At 45.9% G+C, this 12,108-nt stretch carries 9 protein-coding genes; 3 read left to right on the forward strand and 6 right to left on the reverse strand.

Features of this window, described 5'->3' with window-relative positions; translation table 11 throughout:
* Window positions 1-168 precede the first annotated feature (168 nt).
* Both R7190_RS05205 and cls read right to left on the reverse strand, forming a co-directional pair.
* Window positions 169-1,374, reverse strand: a complete 1,206-nt coding sequence (locus R7190_RS05205; RefSeq protein ID WP_017820862.1) for a cystathionine beta-lyase — start codon at window positions 1,372-1,374, stop codon at window positions 169-171.
* Window positions 1,375-1,585: 211 nt separating this feature from the next.
* Entirely contained in the window at window positions 1,586-3,040 is a 1,455-nt protein-coding gene (gene cls / locus R7190_RS05210; protein WP_005378105.1) for a cardiolipin synthase, read from the reverse strand.
* A gap of 430 nt (window positions 3,041-3,470) precedes the next feature.
* On the opposite strand from cls, the gene R7190_RS05215 reads away from it, so the two are divergent.
* The 3 genes from R7190_RS05215 to R7190_RS05225 all read left to right on the forward strand — a co-directional run bounded on the left by R7190_RS05215 (window position 3,471) and on the right by R7190_RS05225 (window position 6,590).
* Complete coding sequence (locus R7190_RS05215) at window positions 3,471-4,841, forward strand: sodium-dependent transporter (RefSeq protein WP_043884644.1); 1,371 nt, start codon at window positions 3,471-3,473, stop codon at window positions 4,839-4,841.
* A gap of 83 nt (window positions 4,842-4,924) precedes the next feature.
* Window positions 4,925-5,617 carry a TIGR01621 family pseudouridine synthase gene (locus R7190_RS05220; RefSeq protein WP_086046635.1) on the forward strand — a complete coding sequence of 231 codons (693 nt, stop codon included), beginning with the start codon at window positions 4,925-4,927 and terminating at the stop codon, window positions 5,615-5,617.
* Window positions 5,618-5,648: 31 nt separating this feature from the next.
* On the forward strand, window positions 5,649-6,590 hold the full coding sequence (locus tag R7190_RS05225) for a class I SAM-dependent methyltransferase (RefSeq protein ID WP_213907836.1): 942 nt from the start codon (window positions 5,649-5,651) through the stop codon (window positions 6,588-6,590).
* Between the two features lie 213 nt (window positions 6,591-6,803).
* Here R7190_RS05225 and R7190_RS05230 read toward each other — a convergent pair whose 3' ends face one another.
* The 4 genes from R7190_RS05230 to R7190_RS05245 form a co-directional block, all read right to left on the reverse strand.
* Window positions 6,804-7,859 (reverse strand): FAD-binding oxidoreductase, encoded by a 1,056-nt coding sequence (locus tag R7190_RS05230; protein WP_005378100.1) that lies wholly within the window; start codon window positions 7,857-7,859, stop codon window positions 6,804-6,806.
* Between the two features lie 81 nt (window positions 7,860-7,940).
* Window positions 7,941-9,602, reverse strand: a complete 1,662-nt coding sequence (hcp, locus tag R7190_RS05235; RefSeq protein ID WP_213986318.1) for a hydroxylamine reductase — start codon at window positions 9,600-9,602, stop codon at window positions 7,941-7,943.
* A gap of 174 nt (window positions 9,603-9,776) precedes the next feature.
* Window positions 9,777-11,306, reverse strand: coding sequence for a nitric oxide reductase transcriptional regulator NorR (norR, locus tag R7190_RS05240; RefSeq protein WP_213986319.1), 1,530 nt, complete (start codon window positions 11,304-11,306; stop codon window positions 9,777-9,779).
* Between the two features lie 202 nt (window positions 11,307-11,508).
* Window positions 11,509-11,988 (reverse strand): glycine zipper 2TM domain-containing protein, encoded by a 480-nt coding sequence (locus tag R7190_RS05245; RefSeq protein ID WP_005386695.1) that lies wholly within the window; start codon window positions 11,986-11,988, stop codon window positions 11,509-11,511.
* Window positions 11,989-12,108 lie beyond the last annotated feature (120 nt).

A 12,108-nucleotide genomic window follows, 5' to 3' on the forward strand; every position in this document is an offset into this window, starting at 1 on the left:
TAAATTTGAAAAGCCTATTTATGGCACATTATTTCATTCTGTGACTGCTCAATTGAAAAACAACACAAATGATTAACATCAATTAATGGTTCGGGTGAATGTTAGTTAATTCTAATTAAGTCAGGGGTTTATAAAAGCGCCCCGCAATGCAGGGCGATTCAATCATTGTTATAGGGAGACTTCTTTTTCAAGCATTAAGGCGTTATAACGCGCAAAACCAGCCTCTAAATCAGCGATCAAGTCATTTACGTCTTCTAAGCCAATATGAATACGAACCAAAGTACCTTCAAAGTGTGGGTGAGCTACGGTTCTCAGGCTGTTAAAGCTCTTAGGTTCGTTAGCTAGAATGAGGCTTTCATAACCGCCCCAAGAGTAACCCATACTGAAGTGTTTCATACCATCAAGCAGAGCCGTCGTCGCTTTTGGATAAGACGTTTTGAGAACAAATGAAAACAAGCCGTTTCCACCTGTGAAGTCTCGTTTGAAAAACTCATGGCCAGGGCTTGTTTCTAAAGCTGGATGGCGGACATGATCAACTTCTGGGCGAGAAGCGAGCCACTGAGCGACTTTTAAACTGCTTTCTGCGTGCTGTCTTAGGCGAACATCCAACGTGCGAATACCTCGAAGACCTAGGTATGCGTCGTCAGGAGAAACGCACTGACCCATCAGGTAGCTTTGTTCACGAAGCTGATCCCAATACTTTTCAGAAGCCACAGCAGTACCTAGCATGACATCTGAATGTCCAACGATATACTTAGTCGCCGCTTGAATGGAAATGTCTACGCCATGCTCGAAAGGAGAGAAGTTCACGCCAGCTCCCCATGTGTTGTCAAGCATCACAATGATATCTTGCTCGTGGGCAATGCGCGCTAATGTAGGTACATCTTGGACTTCCATGGTTATTGAACCAGGAGATTCCAAGAAAAGGACTTTGGTATTCGGCTGAATCAAGTCTCGGATACCTTCACCGATCATTGGGTCATAATAGGTGGTTTCGATGCCCATCTTTTTCATGATGGTGTTACAAAAGTCACGAGTTGGTTCGTAACAAGTGTCCACCATTAGAATGTGATCGCCAGTTTCAACGAAAGAGAGGATGGCATTTGAAATTGCTGCCGTTCCACAAGGGTAAAGCGCGCAACCAGCTCCACCTTCAATCTCAACCATTGCGTCTTGGAAAGCAAAGTGCGTGTTGGTGCCTCGGCGACCATAAAACAACGTTTTGTTTGCACGATTAATGGTGGCTTGGTTCTTTTCTGCAACTGTATTGAATACCACAGTTGAAGCGCGTTGAACGGGTGGGTTTACAACACCATTTGTCCACTTTTTATCGCGGCCAGCGGTAATGAGTTTGGTTTTTTTTCCCTCTGACATAAAAGTTCCCTGTCTTAAATATTGCGGTTTGGAATATTTAAAACATGGACGACGTAGGTTATGCAAGGGAAAAGTCAACTATCAGCCAATAACAGCCAAGATGAACAGGTAATGATGTCGAGAGGTATCGTGTAGATAGGGAGCTAAAAGAACAAACCTCCAGCAGGATGCATGTTGCGCTGGAGGTTTTTTAGCCTGTGTATTTGAGGTATTAGAGGAGTGGGTTGAAGAGATAGAACACTCGCTCTAAGAACCGAGAAAATAGGCTCCTTTTCTCCCATTCTTCCAATACAACAGTGTGAGATTGCTTAATATAGCTATCTTGTAACCAAGACATTTGCTTGGTGAACTCTTCGTCATCAACGGCGAGGGTCACTTCGAAGTTCAGCCACAAGCTGCGCATATCCATGTTTACGGTGCCAACTAAACAGAATTGGTCGTCAATTACGACAGATTTTGTATGCAGCAAACCACCATAAAACTCATAAATCTTGACCCCTGCACTCAAGAGCTCACTATAAAAAGCGCGTGACGCCCATTGCACCATCATAGAGTCATTTTTATGGGGAATAATGAGTTCAACGTCAATGCCTCGTTGTGCTGTCATCTTTAACGTTTCGAGTAAATCAGCATTGGGCACGAAATATGGTGTTGTGATTCGTACCGAGCGATTGGCTTGGTTTATTGCCAATGTTAATACTTGATAGATCAGATATTCCGGCATACCTGGGCCAGAAGGCACAACCTGAATAGGGTGTTGGAATTCACTCTCATCGATTTTACATTCAGGTAGTCTCGGTAAATGGCGTTCGCCAGTTTCGACTTCCCAATCCCAACAGTGGATGGCACTCAATACGTTTACCGTTGGTCCTGTAATGCGAACCATGATGTCCACCCAATGCCCAACGCCACTATTTTGCTTGAAGTAAGCCGGGTCAACCAAGTTCATTGAACCTGTATAAGCAATTTCATCATCAATTACGATGATCTTGCGATGCTGGCGAAGATCAAGACGACGTAAGAAAATACGCCACATCTTCACTTCTAACGCTTGAATAACTTCAATTCCAGCATCCTGCATCATTCGATACCAAGGACTTCTGAAAAAACGCGGGCTACCTGCTGAATCGAGCAATAGTTTGACATCTACGCCGCGTTTAGCCGCTTGGATAAGTGCAGAAGCGACAGAGTCAGCCAAACCACCTGGATGCCAAATGTAGAATACCATTCGAATACTGCTCTGCGCGTTTTCGATGTCTTCAATAATGGAATGCAAAATCTCATTAGGTGACTGTTGCAGCGACAATGTATTACCGCTCAATGCGGGAAGACCAAGGCGGTTGTTACAAAGTTCATCAATTCGGTAGATGTGCCTTCCCATCGTTTCTGGGTTGTGCGCGTTACAGTCGTTAAGCTGACTGAACCACTTCTCGAATGGTGTAAACATCTCTTTCGCACGTTCGGCTCGCTTTCTGCCTAAGTTCAGTTCACCGAAGAGGAAATAACATGCGACACCCAGAACGGGAAGGATATAAATGATCATTAGCCAAGCTAAAGACACGCTCACTGCACGGCGCTTTAAAACGACACGAATGGTCACACCTGCGACCAGTAACCAATATAGCCCGATGCCAGCTAAAGTAAGAAAGTGATAAAACTTGTCCATATACGCTCAGAGTAATATGCCCTTCTAGGATATTAAGCATAAAAGTGGGTTGGGGGAATAGATTTCCCATTCAGACGTGGGATTGACCTTATATGAGGAACGAATTTCATAACAGCTGATTCTGTTATTTTAATGTGAAAAATAAGGTCATTCTTTAACTTTTGAACAAAAAAACAGCATTTAACCTGCGTAACTCGACACTTGTGCGATAAATGTACTTTTTTGGGGTTCCAATTTTAAAGGGGAGCTGCTTTACTTTCTAGACATAGTGCGTCGAACGCTTATTTTATAAGTGTACAATAATTTTTACATAAACTTTTTAGACGCCTATCTCTATGCATACACAACAAACTAATTTTGGAGAAAAAGCGTGGCTACAACTAATACAGCAGCACCACGTGATACGTGGGGGTCTAAACTAGGCTTCGTAATGGCAGCAGCGGGTTCCGCTGTCGGTTTAGGCAATATATGGAAATTCCCTTACACAGCAGGTGAGAGTGGCGGCGGTGCATTCGTTGCTATCTATCTTATCTTTGTAATTTTTATCGGCTTTAGCGTGATGCTGACAGAGTTCGCTATTGGTCGTAAGACAGGTCTTTCTGCCGTAGGTGCATTCAAAACAACTGACCGACGCTGGACGTTCACTGGCGTTATGGGAGTCTTCAGTGGTCTTTTGATCATGGGCTTCTACCCTGTGGTTGGTGGTTGGGCATTGGCCTACATCTTTAAAGTGGGTGGTGGTCTACTCAGCGCGCCAGAAGCAATTGGCGACAGTTTTGGCGGTTTCATCTCAGATCCGATTCAACCTTTAATGTGGATGGGTGTTTACCTGTTCCTTAACGTCATGATCGTGATGAAAGGGATTTCGGGTGGTATTGAGAAAGCCGGTAAGGTTCTGATGCCGCTTCTGTTCTTAATCCTAATCGTTGTTTCTGTTAAAGGCTTGATGCTGCCAGGTGCAATGGCTGGCCTTGAGTTCTTATTCATGCCGGACTTTTCTAAAGTCGACAGCAACGTAGTTCTTGCTGCACTAGGGCAGGCGTTCTTCTCACTTAGCTTAGGTATGGGTTGTATGATGACGTACGGTTCTTACCTGAAGAAGAAAGAGAACCTAGTTCAAACAACCGGTATGGTTACAGCGATGGATACTGGTGTCGCGATTCTTGCTGGTGTTGCTATGTTCCCAGCAATGTTTGCCTTTGGCATGGAGCCTGCGGCAGGCCCTGGTCTTGTATTCGTTGTCGTTCCTCAGCTATTTGCTGAAATGGGCGGTGTGATTGGGTTGCTATTCGCGTTGTTATTTTTCATCGGTTTGACGGTGGCGGCATTAACTTCTTCAGTATCACTATTGGAAGTTGTCGTGTCTTACCTAATTGACGAGAAAGGCATGAAGCGCTCTAACGCAGTTCTGTCTGCAAGTGCAGTTATGGCGGCATTATGTATTTTTGCGTCACTATCGTTAGGTGGAATGGGACCAACGCTGTTTGGTACCGGTGCCTTTGATATCTTCGACTTGCTAACGGACAAAATCTTCCTAGCGGTTGGTGGTATGTTGGTTTGTATCTTTGCTGGATGGCGCCTAAGCCGTGCTGAGCTAGAAAAAGAGATCACTAATGACGGCGAAGTATCCTTCCCGTTATTTGGATTGTGGTACAACCTAGTTAAATACCTGATTCCTGTTGCGATTGCTATTGTTGCCTTCATGGGGATTAAGTCTGGCTTTGATAGTGGTAAAGGTGAAATCATGCTGCTGGGTATCGCAATCATTGGTCTTGCTGGTATTTTCTCTAGAAAGCTCTAGCTCAGGCCTTAGGGCAAGCCTCGATAGCTTTGTCCGATAACTTATGTATACTGCTGGCTCCAAACGTGGAGCCAGTTTTTTTTATGTTCGATATTCTACATACCCATCCCGATTTTCTGATCATCAATAAGCATCCCAACGTCTCTGTTCATAAAGACGATGGCGACACAATGCTGCTGCAAGAAGTGGCTAAGCAGAGTGGTGATCAGCAGCTCTATCTTATCCATCGCTTGGATAAAATGACATCGGGTATTCTGCTCCTCGGACGCAACGCCAAAGCGGCCAGTGCGTTATCGCAAGCCTTCGCTGACCGCCAAGTAGAAAAGTTCTACCTAGCGATTGGCTCTAAAAAGCCGAAAAAGAAACAAGGTTTGGTCGTTGGTGATATGGAGCGTTCGCGCCGTTCATCATGGAAGCTGGTCAACAGCAAAAATAACCCAGCCGTCACCCAGTTTTTCTCTCTTGCGGCAGAGCCCGGAGAGCGCCTATTTTTATGTAAGCCACACACTGGTAAAACGCATCAAATCCGCGTGGCATTAAAATCGGTTGGCTCAGGTATTGTTGGCGACCCGATTTACAATGCAGGCAATGAGGCTGATCGCGGTTACCTGCATGCATTTTCACTTTGCTTCCAATACCGAGATGAGCAATATCGCTTTGTTTGCGATCCACGAGAATACCAAGTGCTGGGTAACAAATGGCACAATGAAATCGTCTCTCAGGGGTTGGATACTTGGCTTTCCCCTTGGGAACTGAGCTGGCCTACGATCAAATAACCGTCACAAAGAAAACTAATAAGAGAACTCGATGCAAGTATCACAACTTCCGCTGTTTTTTCAGCATCTAGAAACCGAGCTCGCGCAAGCTCCGAACGAAATTCGTCGACTGTTTCATGGTCGTGGCCGTCGTTTTGAGGGCCTAGAGCAAATCACCTGTGACTGGTTACAAGGTCAGTTGATCATCAACTTGTTTAAAGAAGTCGACGACGCGTTTCTCGCTGAGCTGAAAAGCGGCCTCAATGCGTTGGCACTATCACCACTGTGGGCAGACAAGCAAGGTCGCACTATGGTTCTTCAGCACCGTTATGCCGATGGTGCGCCTTCAGAAGTGCTTGTCGGTGAATTAGACGCTCGCCCTGTCGTTGAAGAAAGTGGTTTGAAATACCAATTGGATATTGGCCGCAACCAAAACTTCGGTCTGTTTTTGGACATGCGCTACGGTCGTGATTGGGTACGCGAAAATGCCAAGCATAAAAACGTGCTCAACTTGTTTGCTTACACGTGTGGCTTTTCTGTCGCTGCCATTGCGGGTTGCGCAGATAAAGTGGTTAACGTCGACATGGCGAAAGCGTCGCTGTCTAAAGGTCGTGAGAACCACAAGCTAAATGGTCATAACATCAACCAGGTAAGCTTTATGGGGCACGATATCTTTAAATCTTGGGGTAAGATTAAGAAATCTGGTCAGTATGACTTGATCATTATCGATCCGCCTTCATTCCAGAAAGGCAGCTTTGCGCTGACTAAAGACTACAAAAAGATTCTACGTCGATTGCCGGATTTGTTGGCAGAAGGCGGTCAAGTGATGGCATGTGTGAACTCACCATCTGTGACAAGCGACTTCTTGATTGAAAGCATGAAAGAAGAAGCGCCAGAGTTGACATTCCGTGAGCGTCTGGATAACCCGCCAGAGTTTATGGACGTAGACAGCGAAGCAGCATTGAAAGTGTTGTTGTTTAGCGAGAAGCAATGACGACGAAACGAAAGTTGTACCTATCTATAATACCAGCCGTTTGAGTACGGCTGGCATCTCCGCGATACCCCGTCAATCTGAATAGCGAGACGCGAGTGTGATTCAGAGTCTATTATCAGAGTGAGTTATTCCTAACACGCTGATATTAGATTCCTGACCTCGCCTAGGCTCGTCGGAATGACGGGAAACAATAAAAGATCGATACCAGCAGCATTAACCGATCTGCACTTCAAGATCCGCTTCGATGATTGATGAGCAGGCGAGCACATAGCCTTGTTCAATTTCTTCTGGCGTCAATGTTTCTAGGCTAGTGGAAGAGACGTTGCCTTTACGAACCTTGCATTTGCACGAGCCACAAATTCCGCTTCGACAAGCGACGATTAATGGTAAACCTGCGCCTTCGAGCACATCGGCCAGTACCTGACCTTTTTGAGCATCGATGCTTTGAGCAAAATCAGGAACAGAAACGTTAACCGTCTCATCGGAGACCGATGATTCTGCGCCAGTCGCTGGCGTAAAACTCTCTTGGTAGAAGTTCGTCATGTCAAAACCAAGGTCATTCAAATAGCCGTGAACATCTTGCATAAACTGGCTTGGACCACACAGGTAAACGGTGCGCTGTTTGAAATCAGGAACAAGCTCTTTAAGCCAGTCGGCATTCAAACGACCTTGTGGATGCGATGTTCCTTCGCGGTTTTTCAGCAACAACTTTAAATTGAAGTTGGGATACACAGCGTCTAACGTTTCTAGCTGATCGTAGTAAATCGTCTCTTCTGGGCTGCGTGCGATATGAAGAAATGCGATGTCCACATCGTTGTCGTTTTCATCTTGATTACTCAGCCAGTGTTTTGCCATCGAAAATACGGGCGTGACGCCGCAACCTGCACTGATAAGCAAGGCTTTTGTTTCGCCATCACGTAACACGGGTGGATGGTCGATGCAGTTAAATTCGCCTGCTGGTGGTAATGCTTGAACGGTATCACCGAGCAGCAGCGAGTCAACGATGTAGTTCGATACTTTACCGCCAGATACTCGTTTGATGGTGAGTTGAAGGTGATCGTCCTCATTGATAGAGCTGATTGAATAGGCTCGAAACTCCATTTTTCCATCAATTTCGACGCCCAAGTTAATAAACTGGCCAGGCTTAAACTGAAACAGAAGTGATTCGGTTAGTTCGGCCAATTTTATGCTGACGGTGTCGTGTGTTTCGAAGTATTTGTCGATGCAACGGAGTGTGACGGGTTGGTTACCTTGCCATTCAAAAAACATAACAATCTCTTTGGTTGTGGCTATTTTTGGTTCGAAATAGATAGCGCCTCCGCGTAAGGAGGCGCGTAACAAGCAAGTTTATTAAGCTGCTAGGATGGCTTTTAGATCATCCTGAACATTGCCAATACTGCGCATATCGAACTTCTCTTGGATGATGGCGATTAGGTTTGGCGTTAGGAATGCCGGTGCAGTAGGGCCTGTGTAAATGCCTTTCACGCCCAATGCAAATAGCGTTAGCAAGATAACGATCGCTTTTTGCTCGAACCAAGAAAGCACAAGCGTGAGTGGCAGTTCATTGATGTCACAGTCAAACTCTTTCGCCAGTGCAAGTGCAAGCTGGATTGCAGAGTAAGCATCGTTACATTGGCCCACATCCAATAGGCGAGGAATGCCGTTGATATCGCCAAACGTATTCTTGTTGAAGCGGAACTTACCACACGCCAAGGTCAGGATTAGCGTGTCTTCTGGTGCTTCAGCCGTAAAATCGGTGTAGTAGCTACGTTCCGCTTTATCGCCGTCACAACCGCCGACTAGGAAGAAGTGCTTGATGTTGCCTTGCTTCACTTGGTCGATAACCGCAGGGGCGGCGTTCATCAGTGCATTTCGACCAAAACCAACCGTGATGTGGTGTTCGATTTCATCGTGTTGGAAACCATCTTGCGCTAGAGCACATTCAATCACTTGGCTAAAATCATCGCCTTCGATGTGAGCCACACCAGGCCAGCCAACAATACTACGAGTGAATAAACGGTCTGCGTATTGACCCACATTTGGATTCAACAAGCAGTTTGACGTCATTACGATTGCGCCAGGGAAGTTTGCGAATTCTTTCTGTTGGTTTTGCCATGCGCTGCCGTAGTTGCCGACAAGATGAGGATATTTCTTCAGCTCAGGGTAGCCGTGTGCAGGCAGCATTTCACCGTTGGTATAAACGTTAATGCCTTTGCCTTCAGTCTGTTGCAGGATTTTTTCTAGGTCATGCAAATCATGGCCAGAAACAAGAATACATTTGCCTTTTACTGGCTTGACGTTCACCGTGGTTGGTTCTGGATGGCCGAAGGTCATTGTTTCACCTTGGTCGAGCATTTCCATCACTTTGTAGTTCATCAGGCCGATGCGCATTGAGCAATCAAGTAGTTCGCCGAGATCTTCAGGGTCTGTGCCCAACCACGCCATGATTTCATGGTATTCGGCATAGATATCGTTGTTGGTTTGCTCAAGAACACGTGCGTGCTCCATGTACGCGGCTGCACCTTTAAGGCCGTATAGGCAAAGTAGACGCAGGCCAATCACATCTTCATGTACTTGGTCTTTACCACGGTTAACGGCAACTTGAGGAGCAAAAGCTAAGATCGCTTCTGCGCTATTTGGTAGCTCAAAGTGAGCAACAACAGGGATGTCTGCAACTTCGGTATCAGCAAGCGTTGCTGCCGATATCACTTGCTCTTTTAGCAATGCTTTGTACGTTGCTGCTTGAGAAGTTAGCTCTAGGACACGTTCAGGGTCAAAGTTTACGTTCGTCAATGTAGAGAAAAATGCTTTTGGTGCCCATTGGTTGATTTCATCGTTAATGATGTTGAATTCAAGTGCTTTTGATGCCCAAAAAGAAACCCCTTGCAGTGTGTAAACCAACACGTCTTGCAGGTCAGATACTTCAGAAGTTTTACCACACATACCTTGTGCAAAAGAACAACCTTTAACAGCAGGGGTTTGAATTGTCTGTTCACATTGAATACAGAACATATTGGGTTCTCCAGTGATTGTTTTAATAGTCGTGATGTTGACCGCTAGAGAGCAGAATGTGTGCCAATTTTTATTTTGTTGATTTATATAGGATTTTATTGTTTTTAGGTGAATGATTGATGTAATTAAGACAACGGGGGTGATGTCTTAATTACATCGGCTTCTTGTGGTTGGTTATTTATTGATCCCGAGCTTTTTACCCATCCGATATAAGTTCCCGCGATCCATTTGCAAAAACTCCGCTGCTTTTGCCCAAACGCCACCAGTTTGGCTTAAAGCATGTTCAATTAAATCACGTTGATAGCTTTCTATCAGTTCTCGCATTGGTTGGCTTTCTTTGGGTAAATAATGCGATGTGTTTTTTACATCACCGAGAGCCAATGAGGTGTCAAAATGGTTAAGCATGATCGTGCTTGCACCTTGTTGAATGGCGTGTAAAGCCGCGCGAGTTAAAGTGTGTTCGAGCTCGCGTACGTTTCCGTACCAAGGTAAAGACTCCAGTTGAGTCAACACTTTAGGGTGAACGTGAAGATTGGACGCATTAAATTGTTGGCGTACCTTTTCTAACAGATATCCGGCTAAAACGGGAATATCACCGTCACGGGCACGAAGTGGGGGGACTTGGATTGGGAATACGTTTAAACGGTGGAAAAGGTCTGCTCGAAACGTGCCAGCTTCGACCTCTTTTTCTAATTGTCGATTGGTCGCGGCGATGATGCGCACATTGACCATCAAATGCTGATCGCTACCCACACGTTGCAGCTCGCCTTGCTGAATTACGCGCAGCAATTTTGCTTGCAAAATCATAGGCAGTTCGCCCACTTCATCAAGGAAAATCGTTCCACCGTCTGCCAGTTCAAACTTACCGGCACGGTGGCTATTAGCACCTGTAAATGCGCCTTTGACATGGCCAAACAGTTCACTCTCAGCCAGACCTTCAGGCAGGGCCGCACAGTTGACGTAAATCATCGGCTTATCGCTACGATGAGATTGCGCGTGTACCGAGTGCGCGACCAGTTCTTTACCAGTACCGGTCTCTCCTGTGATAAGTACTGCGTAATCTGATTGAGCAACAGTCGCAATGTTGTTTCGTAACTGGTTGACTTGTGGACTCAAACCCACCATTTCGCCATGTTGAGAACGGGCTTGCTGGATAAGGGTTTGAGTGACGCTTTTTTGCTTCTGGTTTTGCGCTTTGAGCGCTTTTAACTGAGCAATGTTACGCAATGTCGCAGCGGTCAAAGCCGCAAAGGTTTCGATAGCGACAGGATCGATGCCATCAAACGCGCCCACCGTTAGTGCATCCATCGTTAGTGCGCCAACAAGTTGGCCTTCGACATACAAGCTAAAGCCCATGCAATCGTGAACATCAATGCATTGGTCTTCAGTTAATAGTGTGCCGTCGAAAGGATCCGGCAGTGAACAATCGGCATCGAAACGCACCGGTTCACGGCTATGAATAATGGCATCTAAGCGAGGGTGCGCTTTGGGGAAATAGCGACGACCTAAGACCGAGCTGGATAAGCCTTTTACCGCGACAGGAGTTAGAAACCCATCCTCATCGAAGATAAACAGGCAGCTCGCATCACATGGGAATACTTGCGCGACCCCATCAATGAGGTTTTGATATTGCTGCTCATGAGAGCGATTAGAGCTGAGGTTTAGCGCGATATTAAGGAGTACGTGGTCAACAGTCGGTGTCATAACAAGCCCAAAGTTATCTGGAATGGGCTCATGCTAGCAACTTGATATCATTTGAACATCGAAAGGTATGGGAGATTGATGTTCCATTGACGACGATCAAGTTTGATACGAAAAGAAACGCGCAAGTTAACAAGCCAGTGATGTAAGCTTGCGCGGGTTAGGTGTTTGAATTAAAGCAGGCCAAAGGTTTGGTTCGTCCGAATTAACGAGGAACGACTCTGGCGTCATTACCAGAAACATTGATTTGGACCGCTTGGCCTGGTTGGAAAATCATGTTTGGATTTGCTTCTTGAACAATAGAGATAATCTTTCCGTCCTCTAAACGAATGGTCAGATTCACGCCATTTCTTTTCGCGGTTGCTTCAGCCGCTTTGCTGCCTGCATAGCCACCCAATAGACCACCACCAATGGCAGCGATATCCGAGCCAGAACCGCCCCCAACTTTTGAGCCTAAGATCCCGCCCACGGCAGCACCAGCGATGGTGCCAATGGCATTGGATTGGGTAGAGGCATCAATGGTTACGGGTTCTACTTTTTCTACTGTGCCGTAGTAAACCTGCTGAACTTTGCGAGTGTCGGATGAGCCGTATGCATCTCCGTACGGGTTAGGTGAGCTACAGCCGCCAAGCACGAGCGCACAAGTAATGGTGAGCAACATGCCTAAATTGATCTGTTTTTTCATATAGCCTCCGAATGGTTTCTTCATTCAAAGAGTATATACCCCAATTTAACCTGCGTTTTGGTGCTTTATAAAACAGTGGCTTAGCGGCCTGTCCCTTAAGGAAACGCGATTGTCTAAGCA

The organism is Vibrio sp. 1078-1, from assembly GCF_033340475.1.

Bases quoted from the DNA above. Each gene is read 5' to 3' on its own strand.
- hcp (WP_213986318.1), bottom strand. From the start codon at position 9,602: ATGTTCTGTATTCAATGTGAACAGACAATTCAAACCCCTGCTGTTAAA.
- R7190_RS05205 (WP_017820862.1), bottom strand. From the start codon at position 1,374: ATGTCAGAGGGAAAAAAAACCAAACTCATTACCGCTGGCCGCGATAAA.
- cls (WP_005378105.1), bottom strand. From the start codon at position 3,040: ATGGACAAGTTTTATCACTTTCTTACTTTAGCTGGCATCGGGCTATAT.
- R7190_RS05215 (WP_043884644.1), top strand. From the start codon at position 3,471: ATGGCAGCAGCGGGTTCCGCTGTCGGTTTAGGCAATATATGGAAATTC.
- R7190_RS05225 (WP_213907836.1), top strand. From the start codon at position 5,649: ATGCAAGTATCACAACTTCCGCTGTTTTTTCAGCATCTAGAAACCGAG.
- R7190_RS05245 (WP_005386695.1), bottom strand. From the start codon at position 11,988: ATGAAAAAACAGATCAATTTAGGCATGTTGCTCACCATTACTTGTGCG.
- R7190_RS05230 (WP_005378100.1), bottom strand. From the start codon at position 7,859: ATGTTTTTTGAATGGCAAGGTAACCAACCCGTCACACTCCGTTGCATC.
- norR (WP_213986319.1), bottom strand. From the start codon at position 11,306: ATGACACCGACTGTTGACCACGTACTCCTTAATATCGCGCTAAACCTC.
- R7190_RS05220 (WP_086046635.1), top strand. From the start codon at position 4,925: ATGTTCGATATTCTACATACCCATCCCGATTTTCTGATCATCAATAAG.